This is a genomic window from Streptomyces indicus (assembly GCF_900100315.1).
Classification (GTDB): Bacteria; Actinomycetota; Actinomycetes; order Streptomycetales; family Streptomycetaceae; genus Streptomyces; species Streptomyces indicus.
Window position 1 is genome coordinate 342298 of the sequence record NZ_FNFF01000002.1, and the last position, 16993, is coordinate 359290.

The 16993-nt window shown below is 67.7% G+C and carries 21 protein-coding genes; 5 read left to right on the forward strand and 16 right to left on the reverse strand.

Going from position 1 to position 16993, the window contains the following annotated elements:
- Positions 1-16: 16 nt before the first annotated feature.
- From BLT97_RS08085 to BLT97_RS08155, 16 genes are all read right to left on the reverse strand, one after another.
- The gene (locus BLT97_RS08085) at positions 17-538 is read right to left on the reverse strand and encodes a hypothetical protein (RefSeq protein WP_093608076.1); all 522 of its coding nucleotides are present in this window, start codon (positions 536-538) and stop codon (positions 17-19) included.
- 60 nt (positions 539-598) lie between these two features.
- A complete protein-coding gene (locus BLT97_RS08090; protein ID WP_093608077.1) occupies positions 599-1600 on the reverse strand; it encodes a VG15 protein in 1002 nt (333 codons plus the stop codon).
- The gene (locus BLT97_RS08095; protein WP_093608078.1) at positions 1584-3038 is read right to left on the reverse strand and encodes a phage portal protein; all 1455 of its coding nucleotides are present in this window, start codon (positions 3036-3038) and stop codon (positions 1584-1586) included. The genes BLT97_RS08090 and BLT97_RS08095 overlap by 17 nt, the downstream gene beginning before the upstream one ends.
- Before the next feature lie 25 nt (positions 3039-3063).
- Positions 3064-4728: a terminase gene (locus tag BLT97_RS08100; protein WP_093608079.1), complete on the reverse strand. Its 1665-nt coding sequence runs from the start codon at positions 4726-4728 to the stop codon at positions 3064-3066.
- Between the two features lie 792 nt (positions 4729-5520).
- Positions 5521-6009 carry a phage terminase small subunit gene (locus tag BLT97_RS39160; RefSeq protein WP_483883496.1) on the reverse strand — a complete coding sequence of 163 codons (489 nt, stop codon included), beginning with the start codon at positions 6007-6009 and terminating at the stop codon, positions 5521-5523.
- 769 nt (positions 6010-6778) lie between these two features.
- Positions 6779-6985, reverse strand: coding sequence for a helix-turn-helix domain-containing protein (locus BLT97_RS39075; RefSeq protein WP_107406997.1), 207 nt, complete (start codon positions 6983-6985; stop codon positions 6779-6781).
- Positions 6986-7019: 34 nt separating this feature from the next.
- Complete coding sequence (locus BLT97_RS37510; protein WP_143041316.1) at positions 7020-7703, reverse strand: hypothetical protein; 684 nt, start codon at positions 7701-7703, stop codon at positions 7020-7022.
- A gap of 126 nt (positions 7704-7829) precedes the next feature.
- Positions 7830-8480, reverse strand: a complete 651-nt coding sequence (locus BLT97_RS08115) for a hypothetical protein (RefSeq protein ID WP_093608081.1) — start codon at positions 8478-8480, stop codon at positions 7830-7832.
- A 45-nt stretch (positions 8481-8525) separates the two neighbouring features.
- Entirely contained in the window at positions 8526-8873 is a 348-nt protein-coding gene (locus BLT97_RS08120) for a hypothetical protein (protein WP_143041317.1), read from the reverse strand.
- Positions 8870-9184: a hypothetical protein gene (locus BLT97_RS08125; protein ID WP_093608083.1), complete on the reverse strand. Its 315-nt coding sequence runs from the start codon at positions 9182-9184 to the stop codon at positions 8870-8872. The genes BLT97_RS08120 and BLT97_RS08125 overlap by 4 nt, the downstream gene beginning before the upstream one ends.
- Positions 9181-9591 (reverse strand): hypothetical protein, encoded by a 411-nt coding sequence (locus BLT97_RS08130; RefSeq protein ID WP_093608084.1) that lies wholly within the window; start codon positions 9589-9591, stop codon positions 9181-9183. The genes BLT97_RS08125 and BLT97_RS08130 overlap by 4 nt, the downstream gene beginning before the upstream one ends.
- Positions 9588-10574, reverse strand: coding sequence for a hypothetical protein (locus BLT97_RS08135; RefSeq protein WP_093608085.1), 987 nt, complete (start codon positions 10572-10574; stop codon positions 9588-9590). Before BLT97_RS08135 ends, BLT97_RS08130 begins: the two co-directional genes overlap by 4 nt.
- Positions 10575-10601: 27 nt before the next feature.
- Positions 10602-10943, reverse strand: a complete 342-nt coding sequence (locus BLT97_RS08140; RefSeq protein WP_245769208.1) for a hypothetical protein — start codon at positions 10941-10943, stop codon at positions 10602-10604.
- Positions 10940-11383 carry a hypothetical protein gene (locus tag BLT97_RS08145; RefSeq protein WP_093608086.1) on the reverse strand — a complete coding sequence of 148 codons (444 nt, stop codon included), beginning with the start codon at positions 11381-11383 and terminating at the stop codon, positions 10940-10942. The genes BLT97_RS08140 and BLT97_RS08145 overlap by 4 nt, the downstream gene beginning before the upstream one ends.
- A 13-nt stretch (positions 11384-11396) precedes the next feature.
- Positions 11397-11675 carry a helix-turn-helix domain-containing protein gene (locus BLT97_RS08150; protein WP_093608087.1) on the reverse strand — a complete coding sequence of 93 codons (279 nt, stop codon included), beginning with the start codon at positions 11673-11675 and terminating at the stop codon, positions 11397-11399.
- Complete coding sequence (locus tag BLT97_RS08155) at positions 11668-11892, reverse strand: helix-turn-helix domain-containing protein (protein ID WP_093608088.1); 225 nt, start codon at positions 11890-11892, stop codon at positions 11668-11670. The genes BLT97_RS08150 and BLT97_RS08155 overlap by 8 nt, the downstream gene beginning before the upstream one ends.
- Positions 11893-12070: 178 nt before the next feature.
- On the opposite strand from BLT97_RS08155, the gene BLT97_RS08160 reads away from it, so the two are divergent.
- The 5 genes from BLT97_RS08160 (at position 12071) to BLT97_RS08180 (ending at position 16979) form a co-directional block, all read left to right on the forward strand.
- Positions 12071-12577, forward strand: coding sequence for a helix-turn-helix domain-containing protein (locus BLT97_RS08160; protein WP_176953695.1), 507 nt, complete (start codon positions 12071-12073; stop codon positions 12575-12577).
- Positions 12578-12686: 109 nt separating this feature from the next.
- On the forward strand, positions 12687-13232 hold the full coding sequence (locus BLT97_RS08165; protein ID WP_093608090.1) for an ImmA/IrrE family metallo-endopeptidase: 546 nt from the start codon (positions 12687-12689) through the stop codon (positions 13230-13232).
- A complete protein-coding gene (locus BLT97_RS08170; RefSeq protein WP_107406998.1) occupies positions 13202-14635 on the forward strand; it encodes a tyrosine-type recombinase/integrase in 1434 nt (477 codons plus the stop codon). The genes BLT97_RS08165 and BLT97_RS08170 overlap by 31 nt, the downstream gene beginning before the upstream one ends.
- A 295-nt stretch (positions 14636-14930) precedes the next feature.
- Positions 14931-15386 carry an NUDIX domain-containing protein gene (locus BLT97_RS08175; protein ID WP_093608091.1) on the forward strand — a complete coding sequence of 152 codons (456 nt, stop codon included), beginning with the start codon at positions 14931-14933 and terminating at the stop codon, positions 15384-15386.
- Positions 15387-15467: 81 nt separating this feature from the next.
- On the forward strand, positions 15468-16979 hold the full coding sequence (locus BLT97_RS08180; RefSeq protein WP_093608092.1) for a DUF4246 domain-containing protein: 1512 nt from the start codon (positions 15468-15470) through the stop codon (positions 16977-16979).
- Positions 16980-16993: the final 14 nt, after the last annotated feature.

Sequence of the window (16993 nt, forward strand, 5' to 3'; positions counted from 1 at the left end):
GGTGGGGGCATGCGCGTCAGCGCAGCCGGGTCTGGATGATCTGGGCGAACTTCTCGGCCGCGGACAGCGGCGCCGCCTCGCCGCCGCCTTGGAGGCGGTCGGGGCGGGGCGGACGTGCGGCGCTGGCCGGGGCCAGCTCGGCGAGCGCCTTGGCGTCCTTGTCCATCGCCGCCTCGTCCTCGCCCTGAATGCGGGCGACCAGGACGTCGGGCAGCTGGTACTTGCGGCCCAGCCGTTCCCGGGTGAGCTGCAACTCGGTCGTGGCGAGCCGGTCGTGGGCCTCTTGGATGGCGACCTTGGCCTCTTCGGGGTCGGCCGCCTTGGCGAGCTGGTCCTTCAGTTCGCGCAGTTCGATGCGGCGCCTGGCCGCCTCGTCGCGAGCGCGGGTGAGCTCGCTGCGGGCCCAGTCCGGGAGCGTGGTCTCGTCCCGCTCGGCGGTCAGGTCCTGCCCGCCCAACTGCGGGTTCTCGTCGGTGCCGTCCGCGGCGGTCTCGCTGCCGGGGGTCGGGGGTGCTGGCGCGGTCGACGCGTCAGACATGCGTGATCAACTCCCTTGAGGCCGCGGCGCGGCGGGGTAGTGGCGTGGGTGGGGTATGCGTCAGGCGAGTGGTGCGCCGCGGGTTCGGGCGCGGCGGCGCCGGGCCTCGATCGCGCGGCGGTAGGCGTTGATCGCGTCCTGCCCGGTGTGGCCCTGGGTGGCCTCGTCCCACAACTCGCGGAAGGCACGGCCCTGTTCGGGCAGCCAGTCCGTGCGGGAGTAGATGGGCAGTACCTGGCAGTGGCACAGGTCGTGGTACTTGGCCAGGTCTTCCGGATCGACGGCGGGCGGGGTCTGTCCGGCGCGGCCGCGGAGCTGTCCGGCGTCGCGGGTGCGGTAGACCGCGCCGCGGGAGGCGAGCATCGCGCACCATGCGCACGGGTCGGTGTCGGTGACGCGGGCCCAGCCGATGACGCGCGGGTCGGTGGCCGAGGCGGTGTGGAGGAGGTCGCGGCCGCCGCGGAGTACCTCGCGGTCGGCTGCTCCGGCGGCGGTGGCGCCGGCGTCGCGCATCAATGCGTCGAGTTCTTCGAGGAAGTCGGCGTCGTCCAGGCGGCCGCTGTCCACGCTGCGCTCGGCCTCGGTGAGCCGTTGGCGTGCGTGTGTAGGGCCGGTGACGATCAGCGAAGTGCGGGCCGCGGCGTTGTGGCCGTCCGTGTCCGGCTCGGGCCAGGTGTAATCGTCCTCGATGACGACTACGACGCCGTCGTCGCGGGCCCGCCCTAGTTCGGTCTCGGCGAGGTCGGCGAAGTCCTGGCGCAGTTCGCCGAGCGTGATCACGTCGTCGGCCGGGTGCTCGTCGTACGGCGGCAGGGTCGTGTCGGTGCTGAGCGCCCGGTGCAACCGCAGGTAGGAAGCGGCGAGTTCGCGGGACTGCGTACGCTCGACGCTGACCACATCAAGGGATACATCCAGCCAGCGCGGCGCGCTCTCCTCTAGCCGCCTCGGCTGGACCAGGCGGTGCCAACCGTCCAAGACCTGGGCGGCGGTCCGGGAGGCGACGGCGGTCTGGGCGCGACGGTGTTCGTCGGCAAGCTGCCGGGCGCTATTGATCGTCGCCATTCGGCCCCTCCTCCGCTGCGTCGCCGGGATCGGCCGATGGAATGCGAGAGGCACGGTTCAGCGAGTCGGCCAACCGGGAGGCAGGGTCAGCCTGTTGCCATAGGTCAGCGATACGTTCCTGCTCACTGACCGGGAGGCCGAGGGCCTCGGGGCCATAGGCGGGCGGAAAGACCTGGGCTGCGACCATCTTGGAGACGTAGTCCGCTTTCGCGGCCATCGTCGGCGTGGACGGATCACGCCACACGGTCGCCAACTTCTCCATGCCCTCGGGATAGTTGCCGCCCTCGGCGATCCAGACGGCGAGCCGGAGCACCTGCTCCCACGGTCCGCCGAAGGCCCGTTGACGTCGCTCGCACGCCTTGACCAGCCGGGCCTCCTCGGCCCGGATCGCGTCCGCGCTGGTGGGGTTGTCCGCGCCGGCTGCGAAGTACGACAGCGGCACCCCCTGCAACGAAGCGGCGAGCTTTCCGTACTGCGTGATCGCGTCCGTGAAGTTCCGCAGCTCGGCGGCTGGGAACTGCCCCGCCTTGGCCTGGTCGTTGGCGAGCGCCCAGACCCGGCCGAGGTACGCCTCCCACGCGGGGATCTTGTTGCCGTCGGCGTCCTCGAAGTCCTCCGGTGTGGCGCCGAGGATGTAGCGCTGCGGGACGGCCTGGAACTCGGTGGCGATCTGCATGTTGGTGATCGCCCGGCAGCAGGCATCGGCGACGGGGATCACGCGCAGCATTTCCGAGCGCCCGGCCCGGTCGGCGACCCGGGGCCGGTTGACCAGCGGGACGACGGGGATCTGCGGCATGCCGTGTGCATCCCGATCCACCACCGCCCAGCCGCCGGCCGGTCCGCCTTCACGGATCACCTGCACGGTCTGGCCCGGCAGGAAGAGTGAGGCGGCGACCGCGGTGGAGCTGTGCGCGTACTGCGGCAGATCGACCTCGCGCGGGTCCTGCACGAAGCGGGCCGCGCCGCGGACCTGGCGGGTCAGCGGGTCGCGCTCGTGCGTCATCCACAGCGGCGACTCCACGGTGATCGCCGGACCGCCGGTCGCGTCGGTGCCGACGACGACGTAGGAACGGCCATAGATCAGCGCGTCGGCGTGGGCGAGCTGGGATTCCTCGTCCAGGCCGCTGGCCTGCCAGATGTCCCACAGGATCTCGGACGGGGCGTCCGTGGCCGAGGTGCGAAAGCCCTCGACGTCGAGGCGTTCCTCGATGGTGTCGGCGGCCTGGGCGGGCCAGGCGATCACCGTGCGCAGCGCCTCGTACCCGGGCGGGACGTTCAGGCCGATGGAACGCATGTAGGTGTCGGCGTCGTAGTAGCGGCTGAGCACCTCCAGTCCACCATCGTGCAGCGACGCCGTCCGGGCGTTGAGGAGCCGCTGGTAAAGCCGGTTAAGGATGCGCTCCTCGTCCCCAGTGAGCCGCTCGGCGGGGGTAGACATGTGCGGCCACCCCCGTCCCTAATGGTCAGCGCAAGATCATGACCTTGCGGGAGCGGTTGCGAGCGCCGGTGGCCACGGCGTCGAGGCGGCACTGCCAGGCGAGGACCGAGGCGACCGCTGCATCGATCTTCCGAGGCGAGTCGGGGTGTTCCTTAGCGATCTGCAGTCCCGACGCGGAGGGGCGGCGCCGCGCGTTGAGAATGTGCCGGGTCAGCACCGACGAGCCGTTGTGGGTCAGCTCGCGGTCGATGACCGCGGCGTGGAACTTGTCCAGGGCACGGACGATCAGCCCGGAGCGGCCGCCGGTCATCCACCATTCAATAGGGTGCTGGCGGCCTGCCTTCACAGGGAGCTTGGCCCCGTACTTCGCTTCCCAAGTGGCGATGTGTCCTTCCCACTTGGCAGGGTCGGCGTAGAAGCCGACCACATCGAAGCGACGGAAGGTGTCCTCCACCGCGGCGAGCACCTCGGCGACCGGCACCTCCCAGTCGTCTCCGGCCGGGCCGTCCGGCTGTTCCCAGACCTGGATCGGAAAGAGGTGACCGTCCTCGACCCGGCAGGCAATCAGGGCGGTGGCGTCAGTGACGCCCTTGCGGCGCCGGCGCGAGCCGTCGAAACCAAGCACGATCCGGTCACCGCCGCTGACGGTCTTCTCGGAGGCGGCGCAGCCGGCCCATTCGGGCTGGGCCAGCCAGGAGTCAGTGGCGTGCGTGACCTGGTTCAGGAAGTAGCGGCGCGCGTCTTGCGGGTCGGTGTCCGGGTCCCAGTAGTCCATCAGGACCCGGCGCAGGTTCACCCAGCCGCCATTCGCGTCCGCGCTGCCCCCGTAGGCGACCGCGAGGCCGGCAAGCAGGGAGTCCTCTTCGGCGGGGTCGGTCTCGGCCGGGGCCTCACGGTGGTCGAAGAGGAGGCCGTCGTCGGCCTTGGTCTTCCCCTCTACCTGCTTCTTCCAGGCTTCGAAGGACCGCTCGGCCACCGAGTCCTCACCGGGCACGAAGGCGTTCGGCGTCTCGACCGACGCCCCGTTGACCTTGGTCAGGTTGCGACGGATGGTCGCGGCGAGTTTGCGGCCGCCGTTGCTCGGCGTCCAGGACTCGGTCTGGTCCATCACGGAGAACACCGGGCGGAAGCCCTCGCGCGAGTTGGCCGCCGAGGTCGTGAACTCGATGCGCCCATCGGGGACGTTGACGAACGACTCCATCGGCTCGATGGCGTACGCATCGCGTACCCCGCCGTTCCGCGCCATCTCCAACAACGGGTCCCAGGTGTTCGCCGTCTGATCCTCAGAAGTGGCGACCACCTGCACCTTCGCCTTGAACCCTAGGGAAGTCCACTCACGCCCCACCGGCTCTCCGTCGGCATCCCAGCCGTCCGGCACTACCGGACCGAGCGCCTCGGCCAAGCAGAGCGCCGCCAGGAGCGGGGATTTACCCCAGCCCTTGGGGCGGGACAGCACCGCGCGGCGGATCCGACGGCCATTAAGAAGGGAACGCCCGCGGATCGCGGGGCCGTTGAAGTGCGGGTCGATGGCGTAGAGCTGCAGGACGAACATCGCCTGCTCGTCAGTAAGCACGAGCGGCTCACCGGCGGCGGGTCCATCTGGAACGATCAGGTACTCGCCAATCCAATCCAGGATCTTCCAACCCAACGTCGGCAACTCGCCGGGATAGTTCGAGCCACGCCAAGGCACAAGGAGCCCTCCATCAAGCCGCCGGTGCGTGCCGAGCTACCGAGACACACACGTCGACCCGGTGCCTCCACAGCGCGGCGCACCAAATGACAGCAGAGGCAACGCCTCCGAAAAGGCTAGCCCTATCGCAGTCCAGCATGGACAAGAGGAAGGGCTGCCGGATTCGCTCCTCCCGCGGAATGTTCCATCCACGGATGGAACGTTGCCCGGAACCACGGAACCCTTAACGCACGGCTCTGCACCCCAGAAGCCAATTTCCTGTTTCGGCCGCGCACACCCATGCGCCTGCCATAAAGTCGGAAACTGCGGTGCTGCTCTCGCACCACCACGCACTTCCCTACCGCGGACAACCAATGTCCGAATTGCGCGGAAGGGGGCGTTAGATGGAGAACGCGAAGAATGGCCCGCAACGAGACAGGCCCCCGGACTCGGGCCGCCGACCCTCTTGGGTCGACATCGCTCGACTGATCCTCGAGCTGCTCAGGTTGATCCTGGGCTCCTAAGTCCGGGGCCTGCATCCGGCGGGGCCGTCTTCCCAGGTGGGAGGCGGTCCCGCTCCTCATCGCACGCAACCTCGCGGCTCGTTACGACACGTCGTAGATTACGCGAAACTCGTAACGATTGCCGGAGCTTTCGCGAATCTAACTCTCCTTGAATCATCTTTGATTCACGTCTTCGTTCGCGTCTTCTGGAACGTCCTAGCCTGCGTATCACAACTCGTCTTCGTTCGCGTCTTCTGGAATGTCTTCGCTCAGGCCCCAATCAGCTTCTCCGTTACGTCCCTGAACCTACTTAACATCCACCCGAACCGTCTTCGCGAAACTTGGGTTCTTCGCTACTTCGCCGAACCTGTACCACTCTGAGTCCCGAGTAGCGTTCCTGCGCTCTAACTAGCCCCTCGCTCAGCCCATCTGCAGTCTCTTCAACCTGAGAAAACTGCATCCGGAGCCGAGCTCGATCCTCTGGCGTTGCACCAAACTTGGCGACACGAAGCCGCAGCTCAGCAGCAGCGGAGAGGTCACCTGACCACAGACGCGCATGAACGAGCGCGGTGTCGAGGAGGAAGTCCCAGTCCGTGGACGAGAGGTGCTCGGCCTGCGGCGAGGACTGCCACATCCTCCACCACGCCTGTGTGCGCTGCGGCCAGTCACCCTCATCAGGCCACGAAGGTAGCTCTGGAGGAACGGACCGCTCGAATCTCAGGACCGTCTGTGGCGCAGGGTCTCTGTTCCGGCGCGCTCGGCGCCCTGGGTCCTTCGGTGCTGGGCCTCGGCCACTCACATGATCCCCTCCTCACGCGAGTAGAGGTTCCACCGCGAGGCCCTACTCACGCGAGTAGGGGGTCCGATCCAGATCCCCAGACCCGTACATGGGCCGAGCCGCAATACGCTTGCGGTCTTCCAGACGCCAGGGAGGGGGGCTCCCCCCAGCCTTCGCGTCAGCGCAGCCCCGGATGGCGCTCAGCGGGGCGACGTCGTAGTGGCTGCTTGGCACGACGTGCTGCTGCACTCTCCATGGCTGTCTTCCGCCTGTGATGCCAACGGCAAAGCGACTGAAGATTGTTGTCACTGTGATCGCGACGGTCGCCGATGTGGTCCACATCAGTAGCTGCTGCCGGGCAACGGCTACCGTCTCGCATCCGTGCAACGCATCGGTACCCGTCGCGAGCCAGGATTCGGGGACGCCGACGGGAAGCCCAGTCCGCGGGAAGTTCTGCCCGCCGGCGGCTGGTAGACCAGGCCATCGGTGATCACACTCCCGCCAGTTAGGGACTGGACGGTGGGTTGTTGATCCCTATCAGGACGCCCACCAGGACGATGACAGCCAGCCAGAAGATCCTTTTCCTCACCTCGGCTACCTCCCGTTCGCGCATGCCGCCGGGGCGTACATCGACCCTGCCTGGCGGCGTGACGCTGCGAAAGCAGGTAAGAGGAAACCCCCGAGCAATGCAGTCTCGGGGGTTTCATGAAGATCCGTGCGGCGGGTACAGGTCACCACCATCTGATGGAAGTGTGACACCAACCAGCGTCAAGATCAAGGCTGTTCTAGTTCAGCCTGCACGCCGACCGCCACGTCGACGGGTCTCCCGCTCCACCGTCAGTACATCCAGCTCCCGCCACCAGGATGAGCGCGAGCCCGGGATCCGGACAGGCTTCAGATAGCCGCGGCGCGCCCACTGACGCAGGGTCGTTGGCTGGACTCCAGCCGCCTCGGCGGCCTGCGCTGTGGTCAGGAAGTTGTTGTTCAGCCTGGGCATGCGTTGAATGCGCTCCCTACTCCGCCGATGCGCGTCACGGTCGCGCCAGTGCCGCCCGACGTACTCGACGGCCGTACCCGTCGGAGGTACCGAGGAGTTGACCAAGTTCGACGCCGTTCAGGCTCGGGTTGTCGGCGAGCAAACGCCGGGCGGTGGCCAGATTCTCCGGACTTACACGCTCTTGCGATCCCGCGGCACCTCTCCCCTCGTTGGTGCCGCGTGCCTTGCCGCCCACTTTCGAACCCCGCTTCGCCGCGGCCGGCACCAAGTACGGAACCAGTACCACTCGAGGCAGTGCCGCTGGTCCGGTGTCGGGAACCGCAGCCGATGCCACCACAGGTTCCGCTACGGAGTCAGGTCTCGGAGGCGCCTGGAGTGCGTGCACCCGCCAGATCACCAACGGAACCAGCAGGGAGACCCCAACGATCAACGGAACTGTGGCAATGATCAGTTGGGCTTCGAGCAGGTGGGCCGCCACCTGCGCGCTACCCATGATTGCGAGAGCGCCAGCGATGTCCCCGGCGCGGCCACGCCGTACGGCGGCAATCACGTACACGTCTATGGCTGCGGGCAGCAAGGCTGCGACGAACTGTCCGGAGCCGAGAGCGCGGGCCAGGTGGTATTCGGCTACCGCAGTGAAGAGCACGCCGGCAGCAAGGGCGATGTTCACCAAGGCGGTGCCGGTTCTGTCGGTGCCGGTAGCGTGGGAGCTACGCATTCAGGGCCTCCTATTAGGTCCTGGGTGTCAGGCCCCGGGCCGGTGTTCGAGCACCGCCTGGGGTCGATTCATGTGCGGATCATGGTTCCGGTGCCGGAATCCTCGGCGTGGTTCCGCTACTCGCGGTCAAGCGGCGGAGTTCAGGAAGGTTCCGGCCCAGGCGTCGTACCGGTCCCAGGTGGTGAACCAGCGGCAGACTCGGCACCGGACGGTGTCGGTTCCGCCCTCCCGCTCGAGGGCCCGCAGATCGCACTGCGGGCAGGGTGCCGAAAGGCGGGAGGTTCCGCGATCGGCGCGGAGGAGGCGCCGGGTTCCTGCTGCCAGCGCGAGGATTTCGTGTCCGTAGTCAGTGGCGAACGGGGTGGACATCGCGGCGGTGTGGCGGCGGCCGAGGTAGTCCACAGCCGAGGTGAGGGCGCGGCCCGCACCGGTGTGGTCGGTGCCGACCGCGGCGGCTGGGTGGCTGAGGTGGGTGCGCAGCGCGTCCTCCCAGGCGCACGTGGTGCGCAGGATCTCGTCAGCCTGGTCGGCGCCTGGACTCACGGCGGGTGTTCTGGTGCCGCGACTGGTGGTGACCTTCTCCCCTGCTCTGACCGCACGTTGGCCGACGCCCCACAGGGCGGCGTACAGATCGACCAGTTCCTGCAGGGCGACGTGGATGGCCTGCTGGCACGCACGGCACCACACCGGGGAGCCCGGTATCTGGTCACCGTCGACGCGGTCACGATTGCAGCGGCCGGGGCAGGGCGGCATTCCGGTGTCCGCGAAGTCGTTCACGTTAGGCCTCCCTCGAGTTAGGCGAAGTGGCTGGTATCGCCAGGGTCAGCTGATGGCACGCCCGCCGAAGGCGTCGGTGGCGATGGCATGGGCCAGCTCGTCGATGGTGTGCTCGCCGAGGTGTTCAGCGAGCTGCTGCCGTGTGTACGTCCGGTCGTCCAGGCATTGATACAGCGGGCAGACCATGGCCTCGGCCGGGCCGGGTATGGCGGGCATCCGCTTGTCCGGTGCCATGGTCGACAGAGCGCTGATGGTCCAGCCGTCCACAGCCAGGGTTGTAATGATCTCAACGGCCGCTTCGTCAGGAGTGGCTGTCGGGCTGTGCTCGAGGACGGCGGCGATGGTGTCGGTGATGGCGTCGGCCATCGGTGCCGGCGTGGATTTTGTGATCATGCGGCAGCTCCGTATCGGGTGTGGGCGCGCTGTGCGGCTTCGGATATCAGGGCGACGAGGGCGGTGCGTGTGGGGCTGTTGTTGTGGCGGCCGTTCCACCGCTCGGGCGGCAGGTAGCCCGTCCATGCCTGCGCAGTCGCGTAGTTCAGCGGTGCGATCGTGAGCCGATCTGCGAGGTCAGGGTGGGCAAGGACCTGAGCGCGGCGCCGTGCGCAGTCGTTGCGAGCGCGGGTTACCTCGGCGCGTATGAAGTCGGCGAGGTCGCCTTGGCGGCGCATGAGCCCGATGTCCTCTTCGCTGACATCGGTCATCGCGCTTGCCCGGCGGGAACTCGGTGACCGACTCCGCCAAGGAGTGCCTGGACTTCACCTGGATCTCCGCTGATAGGGCTGGCGGCGCGGAAGCGCTGCTGGCGCAGAGCCGCGAGGTAGGCAGGTACATCGTCTGGGTCGGCGTCGGGGATCTGGGCAGCAAGTCCCGGTCCTTGGAAGTCCTTTGCGCGATTGCTGCGGGCTCGACGTATCTCGGTGACGATCTCGCCGACCGCGACGAAGGCGTGTCCGGCTTCGACGTGGGCGACGACCGCAGCGCGTGCCTCTGCCAGCGAGTAGCGCTGGAGGACGTCGTGCCACGCGTCGGGGGTATATTCGTCGAATTTCTGCTGCGGGCATTGGGCGTGGACGTAGGCGGCGAGCATCACGGTCTCGTCGGGAGTCATCCGGGTGGCACCTCCTGGTTCATGCGGGTCTGGGCCCGGATCATTGCTCGCCCGAACAAGCCGTCGGCTGGCCCGGATTGGCCAGAAGCGGTAGGCAGAGCAGCTGCGGCATCGGGCGGCGGAGGGGCGGCGCTGGCCCCGGTGGGTAGACCGGCCCAAGGCTTGAGCCAGGCACGGGCCGAATGCGCTGGAGTGCTCCGTGAGGCATGCAGGCGCCGGGCGTGCTCAACCAGAGCAGGGATGCCAACGCGATCTATGAGGGCTTCGATCTTGAGCCACTCCGCATCGGTGAGCCGCCAGGCGACCACCAGTCCGGTCGCGGTGCACGCATCGATCAGGGGCACGGCTTTGGCGGGCGGTGGCGGATCGTCGGCCGTGGGGGCGACGACAAGCCGAGGGCGCCCGTGCGTCCCCGCGCCCGCGCGCTGCTTGCCTACCTCTCCGTTAGGAGAGGTAGTGGGGTTGGGGTTGGGAGCAGGCGTTACAGGAGCGTGAGTAACGGAGTTACGCGCACCGTCATCGCTCGCGTCACTCTGAGAGGGCCGCGTCGAGTCCGGCTTCTTCCTACGGTCGCGAAAGGCCTTCTGGCGTGCGGCGCTGCTCTTACGCTCGCCTTCGATTTGCTCGGCGGACTTCTGGTAGTCGAGGTAGTCGTGAATGCGGAAGCCGCCTTCGACCTCCTCCCACAGTCCAGCCATGACCAGGCGCCGGACGGCGAACCGTGCGATCAACGGGGCGAGGTCCTCGTGATCCACGTCGTGAGTAACGGCGTTACTTCCTGCGTGATGCTCGGCGTACCGCACCGCTTCAGCGGCGTCCTCGAAGTCCAGCAGCCGCAATGCAGATCGGCGCGGTATGAACCCGTCCGTCAGGTTGCGGTTGGACCACGCCAGGCCGGCCACCCACAGTGCGGTCCCGAGGGCGCCGGCGGCGTCGCACTTCGGGTGGTCGTAGAAGTCGTCGGAGATACGGACCCAGGCCATGAGACGGGTTCCTCTTCCCGTAGCAGATCAGGCAGCGGCAGTGTGATCAGGCGACAACGCCAGGCCAGTCCAGGTCTTCACTCCCGAGCCGTGGACTGTCGGACGAGTCCCGTTGGTCCAGCCGTCATGGCGGATCAGGCCTTCGTCCCGCAGCAGGCTCATCAATCGGCCCCACAGGCACGAGTGCGGCGGGTCGGGGAGCTGTCGCTCACTCGCAACTTCATAGGTGGTGAAGACCCGGCCGGATGCCGCTGCCTCCTCGAAGGCCGGACGCACTTGCGTCAACCAGTCCTCGAACCCCAGGACCGCATGCTCGTCTTCGCCCGTGGTGATCGGCTCGAGGAGGTTGAACGCCGGCTGCTTGCTCACGGAGCGGCGTCCGGGGCTACGTCACGCAGTGATTCCAGCGCCAAGTCGTAGACGGCAATGGCGCATTGCGGGAAGTAGAAGGGGTCAGGGTGGCCAGCCGCCACCTCGAAGAGCGCGGCCATCATTGCGTCGTCGTCGTTGGCACACGCGACGGTGAACCGCATGGCGAAGATCTGGTGTTGCTCGACGGCATCGATCGGGACATCTGCGCCTTCCTCGTCCACCGCGCCGAACACCCACAGCCCGTCGCGATCCGCCTCGCCGTGCCGCTGCACCCAACTCCGAGTCGCGATAAGCGCGTACGCGTGCAGCATCCCGAAGGCGTTCGCCCGCCCTCGGAGGATGAGCGTTGCCAGCGTGCCCATCGCCTCCTGCCGCTCATCGGCAAGGCCTTGCCCCAGGGCGCTGAGCGCCAGGTTGGTGAGCTCCTCACGGGTCATGAGCGATCTCCGTTTATGCTGCATATGGCGGTCGGGCGCGACCTTTGCGGGACTCCGGATCTTGTTGGAGCGGGTCCAGCTCGGAGTTGCTGCGGGAGTCCACTGACTCGCACTCGGCGATCCAGGCGTCCAAGTCGGCGATTCGGTACATGACCTTGCGCCCTTGCCGGAACGACGGCGGCCCGAAGCGGCGGTGGCGCCAGACGCGCAGGGTGTCCACCGGACGGTTCAGGTACGCGGCTGCTTGCCGAGTCGTGAAGAACGGCGACGCCGGCAACGCCTGGTCAGTCATGAACGGGCTCCTCTGGTTCGTGGTGGCACGCGATGGTTGTGATCCGAACCCCGAGGCCTTCAGCAATCCGCTTCAAGAGATCCGGCCGTGGGTTGGACTGGCTGCGTTCGATCCGAGAGAGCTGCGCAGGGCTCACCTGCACCCGGCGCGCGAAGCCGCGCAGCGGAAGCCCCCGTTCCTCACGCAGCGTCCGGATGGTGTCTCCGTTCGCTCGCATGACGGGAACTTTAGGGAACGATGAGGAACGAATCAAGTATTGACGTATCTCGTTTCCGTCGGACAGGATGCCAGACATGGGGAACGAGAGACAGGAGGGAACGCCATGGATGGGAAACGGCGGGCGTATCGACTCCCCTGGGTTCCAGTTGTTACGTGTTTTGGGGGAGACTGCCCCCATGCAGGCAACGGACGAGCAGTGGAAGCAGCTCGGTCAGCGGATCGCGGACCGGCGGCGAGAGCTCGGGCTCACACAGGTAGAGCTCGCCCAGGCAGCAGGCGTGGACGTGAAGAGCGTCGTCAGCATCGAAAAGGGGACCACCCGCAAGCGCTGGCCGATCTCGCTGCCTCGACTCGAGGCACCGCTCGGCTGGGCGCCGGGGAGCACCCGCGAGATGATCAACGGCGGCGACCCCACCCCCCTGACGTCAGCCAATCAACCCGGACGCGCCCCGCAAGGCACGGCAAGCGCAGGCCTCGACGCCGAACTCCTCATGGAGCTCGCAACGGCTACCCCCGAGCAGCAGCAGCGCGTCAAGGACTTCCTCCTCGGCCTGAAGCAGGCGAGCCGGTCCGACTACGCACTCGCCGCCCACCGACCGCACGCCGTCTCCGACGGCCCGGCCAACCAGGACCTGCGCGACGCCCTCGACGTCCTGGACGGGATCCAGCCGGAAGACGGCTGACCTGCCGATCCACCAGCGAACGAGCTTGCTGTCGCGACGTCGCCTTGATTGAATCGAACATTCATTCGGCATATGCGTCACTCGCGACGCCTGACACAGTGGGGGTGGCGTGCCCGCCATCCAGAACGAGGGCCCGTCCGATCAGTCCAACGAGCAGCGCTCCAGCAAGCGCTCCGCCTTCAAGCGGAGACTGATGGGCGGAAGCCCTCGCGGCAGCGCAGCACAGCCATCCGGCCCCTACGCACCCGACATCGAGCTGTCGAAGCTCGGCGTCATGGTCAAGCGCAAGCGGATGCAGGACACCTGGGCCATCTGGTTCCCCCACCGACGGGCGATCGTCGTCGCCTCCGGCCTCACGCGCGTTCAAGAACGCTGCGTCCTCGCCCACGAGCTCGAGCACGTCCTCGCTGACGACGGCGAGTGCATTCCCCACGATTCGCTTCGCGAGCACATCACCGTGCGGCAGGAGCGCATCGCCGACATACGTGCCGCACGCAAACTGATCGCTCTCAGCGACCTCGCCCGCGTCCTCCCATGGGCTACCAGCTACGAGGAGGCCGCAGCCGAGCTCGACGTGACCGAGCGCATGCTGCGAGTGCGGCTCATGGACCTGGAAAAGGATTCATGGCTGGCCACATCGAAGACCGCTGGCTGAACAAAAGACCCGACCCCAAGACCGGGAACCGGGAACGTACCGACCGCTGGGGCAAAGGCAAGCGCTATCGCGTAGCTCGTATCCCCGGCGTACGAGATCGCAGTTTCGACAACCTCACCGACGCCAAAGCGTGGAAGGCCAAAGCCGAGCACGAGTCCCGGGTAGGCGACTTCGTCGACCCCAGGCGCGGTGCCATGACGCTCACCGAATACATCGAAGACCACTGGTGGCCAGGGCGGACGGACGAACCCTCGACTGCAGCCCCCATGCGCAGCAGGATCTGGAACCACATAGTTCCGCTGATCGGCAGTAAGCCCCTCCGCGCAGTGGACGCCTCCGTACTGCGTGCGTGGAAAGGGGACCTTTTGGCGCGCGTCGAATCGTCGACAGCCGAGGTCATCTGGATCCATCTAGCAACGATCTTGCAGGCGGCTGTAGATGACGGCCGCCTGACCAGGAACCCCTGCCGCGTCCATCGCAGCATCAAGCCACCGAAGCGGACGAAGAAGAAGGCGAAGGCGTGGGCGCGGGAGATCGTGGATGCCGTCCGAGCTGGGCTGCAGGAGCGATACCACCTGGCGGTGGACCTCGGCGTCGGCCTCGGACTCCGACAGGGGGAGGCATTCGGTCTCGGTGAGGACGACTTCGACTTCGAAGCCGGCGTCCTGCACGTAAGGCGCCAGCTGCGCTGGGACTCCCGCGGCCGTCCGTACTTCTGCCTACCGAAGGGAGGCAAGACTCGCGACGTACCTGTGTCCCCTCGTCTGGCCCACCGGATCCTCGATGCCCTCAAGCGCTTCCCGGCGGTCGAGTGCACCCTGCCCTGGCGGAACCCCGAAGACCCTGAGACCGAGCTGCAAGCCCGCCAGCGGAAGCCCATCACGGTGCGGCTCGTGCTGACGACCTCCCACGGCAACCGGATCTACTACCGCACATGGAACGACCGCAGCTGGAAGCCTGCCCTCTTCGCCGCGGGCGTCATCAAGAAGATCGGCGAGAAGGTTCAGAAGTACAGCGGCCGAACCCGCAAGAACCCGATCTTCGAGCAGTCCCGCGAGGACATGTTCCACGTGCTCCGGCACACCTACGCCAGCGTGCAGCTCGAGGCGGGCGAGTCCATCGTGTCGCTCTCCCAGTGGCTCGGTCATGCCTCACCAAACATCACACTCGAGCACTACGCTCACTTCATGCCGCAAGCCGGAGCACGCGGATTGCAGGCCATGGACAGCTGGTTCGCTCCCCCAGCGCCCATTCCCCCCAGCCACCCCCCAAAGGCTCCAGTCCCCTACTGGGACAAGGCAAAGGCGCTGGCTAACCTCAAGATCAGCGCGTTTGACCACAAGAAGGTCAAGTACAAGGAGACGGCGCGGGGCGGGCTTGCGGTGAACGTGATCGAGTGCTGAGCCGGCCGCCCTCGGCGGTCTGAGCGACGGGAAGCGCCTCGTACCCCTGACTCGGGGTGCGAGGCGCTTCCCGTGGGCCGGCCGTGCGTGTCCGGATCCCGCCGTGGTCGCAGCCGGTCCGTGCCGGTCCCGCGCCCCGGTGCGCGCCGTGCGGTGATGTGTGCGCCTCGGTACCGACTCCCCTGCTGCACAAGGCGTATCTACGCTCGGCCGTCTCGACGAAACCGTCGGGAATGTCCACACGACCGAGTCGTCGGGGCCGCCGGGCGCGCGGCCCGGGATCAGGGGCCTGGCCATGCAGCATCGCGTCATCGTCGGTGTGAACCTCGTCCTCGTCCGAGGTGATCACGTGCTTCTCGGGTTGCGCCGCAACACCGGCTGGGCCAACGGCCGCTGGTACTTCCCGGCCGGGCGGCTCGAGGAAGGCGAATCGGTCCTGCACGGCATGGCCCGCGAAGCACGCGAAGAGCTCTCCATCGGCATCGCCCCGGAGCACCTGTGCCTCTTCCACACCCTCCACCATCCCGCCGCGGACCAGGGGAAGGGGTGGCTGCAGCTCTACTTCACCGCCTCCCGGTACACCGGGCACGTGACCAACGCCGAGCCGTCGCGGTGCGAAGAGGTGCGGTGGTGGCCGATCGGCGGGCCGCCGCCCGCGCAGTCCGTGCCGTACGTCGCTCCGGTGCTCGAAGCTCTCGCCGCGCGGCGCCGGCTCACCGTCCTCGCCTCCGATGTCCGGCGTATCGCCTGACAGTTCACGCGCCCGCGGGGCCTGTCAGTGCGCTCGCGTAGTCTTCCCGCCACCGCACCCCGACCGGGAGGATCAAGCACCGTGACCGGCCTGTCCGCCTTTCCCCTGCCGTTCCAGGCGTCCCGCTCCATATGGTTCGCGAAGCCCCGTACGCTGCGGGAGCTCGAGATGATGGCGTGCAGTGCCCAACTGCGGGCCAAGGAGCGGTGGTTCGAGAAGAAGGACGACACCGGGATCGTCGCCAAGTGGACGCGGGAGGCCTTGGAGCAAGGGCTCACCGAGGCGCAGGTGCGGTATGTGCTCGACGAGCTCGCGCACTATGCCGTGCTGCGGGACGAGCGCACCGGGATCGAGGTGTCCGCCGTCGACGGGGTGTGGCAGTCGGACGTGCTGGTCGAGGACGGGCTCAGGGAGCGGCTGCGCGCGGCGGTGCGGGTGCTCGAGGACGTGCCGGAGGCGGAGCGCGACTGGCACCCCGGGTCCGGCGGGCAGGTGCTCGACCTGGTGCATCCCTCGCTGTTCTGCCTGGTGAACGGGGTGAGCGGCGGGCCTGAGAGGGCCTGGGCGAATCCCACCGACAAGTACACGCGGCACGAGTTCTCGGAGAAGTTCCAGTGGCTGCCGACAGATGTCGAGGTCGACGAGGACGGGCGGGTCCGCTTCCTGTCGTACGTGAACAACGTCCATCCGGAGCTGCACGGTGAACTCGCCGCTGTGCTGCCGGAGTTGTTCGGGCGCATGCGTCCCCTGTTCGAGCGTGTGCTGACCGATCTGCGTCATCCGCGGCCGCTGCGGATCACGGCCGATCCGTACAGCTGGTACGAGGACTCGGAGCCGGAGTATCCGGACGAGGACGACTTCAGCGACGAGGAGGCCTACGAGGCCGCCGTGCTCGCGCACGAGGAGGCCCAGGACGACTGGTGGGAGAACCGCCGCCCGGTCATTCCCGACGCCCCCGGGTTCACCCCGCCCCCGCTGCCGGCCGAGGCCGACCGGGTCGGCCTGCGCGGCCGCCGTCTCCAGGTGATCGTCAAGCTCGCGAGCATCCACCTCACGCCGGACCGGCCCGAGTACGCGGGCGGCTCCTGGCACGTCGAGGGCATGCTCAACGAGCGGATCGTCTCGACCGGCCTCTACTACTGGGACAGCGAGAACATCACGGAGAGCCGGCTCGGCTTCCGCACGGCCCTCGACGACCCGATGTACGAGCAGAACGACGACAACGGGATGCGGGAGGTCTACGGCCTGGAGAACGAGGAGGCGCTCAACCAGGTCCTCGGCTCGGCGGCGACCCCGGCCGGCCGCTGCCTGGCGTTTCCGAACGTGCTCCAGCACCGCGTCAGCCCGTTCCGCCTCGCGGACCCCACGCGCCCGGGGCACCGCAAGATCCTCGCCTTCTTCCTCGTCGACCCCTCGGAGCGGATCGTCTCGACCTCGGACGTGCCGCCGCAGCAGCCCAGGGCGTCGACCTCGACCATGACCCTGGAGCAGGCGAAGGACTTCCGTGAACAGCTCATGCGGGAGCGGAAGTTCTTCGTCGACGAGCACAACGAGCAGGTGTACGAGCGGGAGTTCTCGCTCTGCGAGCACTGAGCGCCGCAAGGCAG

Coding starts and splice junctions, on each gene's coding strand:
- BLT97_RS08175 (WP_093608091.1), top strand. CDS start 14,931: ATGCAGCATCGCGTCATCGTCGGTGTGAACCTCGTCCTCGTCCGAGGT.
- BLT97_RS08135 (WP_093608085.1), bottom strand. CDS start 10,574: ATGGCCTGGGTCCGTATCTCCGACGACTTCTACGACCACCCGAAGTGC.
- BLT97_RS08170 (WP_107406998.1), top strand. CDS start 13,202: ATGGCTGGCCACATCGAAGACCGCTGGCTGAACAAAAGACCCGACCCC.
- BLT97_RS08155 (WP_093608088.1), bottom strand. CDS start 11,892: ATGCGAGCGAACGGAGACACCATCCGGACGCTGCGTGAGGAACGGGGG.
- BLT97_RS08090 (WP_093608077.1), bottom strand. CDS start 1,600: ATGGCGACGATCAATAGCGCCCGGCAGCTTGCCGACGAACACCGTCGC.
- BLT97_RS08160 (WP_176953695.1), top strand. CDS start 12,071: ATGCAGGCAACGGACGAGCAGTGGAAGCAGCTCGGTCAGCGGATCGCG.
- BLT97_RS08150 (WP_093608087.1), bottom strand. CDS start 11,675: ATGACTGACCAGGCGTTGCCGGCGTCGCCGTTCTTCACGACTCGGCAA.
- BLT97_RS08130 (WP_093608084.1), bottom strand. CDS start 9,591: ATGACTCCCGACGAGACCGTGATGCTCGCCGCCTACGTCCACGCCCAA.
- BLT97_RS39075 (WP_107406997.1), bottom strand. CDS start 6,985: ATGCCCAGGCTGAACAACAACTTCCTGACCACAGCGCAGGCCGCCGAG.
- BLT97_RS08125 (WP_093608083.1), bottom strand. CDS start 9,184: ATGACCGATGTCAGCGAAGAGGACATCGGGCTCATGCGCCGCCAAGGC.
- BLT97_RS08145 (WP_093608086.1), bottom strand. CDS start 11,383: ATGACCCGTGAGGAGCTCACCAACCTGGCGCTCAGCGCCCTGGGGCAA.
- BLT97_RS08095 (WP_093608078.1), bottom strand. CDS start 3,038: ATGTCTACCCCCGCCGAGCGGCTCACTGGGGACGAGGAGCGCATCCTT.
- BLT97_RS08085 (WP_093608076.1), bottom strand. CDS start 538: ATGTCTGACGCGTCGACCGCGCCAGCACCCCCGACCCCCGGCAGCGAG.
- BLT97_RS08120 (WP_143041317.1), bottom strand. CDS start 8,873: ATGATCACAAAATCCACGCCGGCACCGATGGCCGACGCCATCACCGAC.
- BLT97_RS37510 (WP_143041316.1), bottom strand. CDS start 7,703: ATGCGTAGCTCCCACGCTACCGGCACCGACAGAACCGGCACCGCCTTG.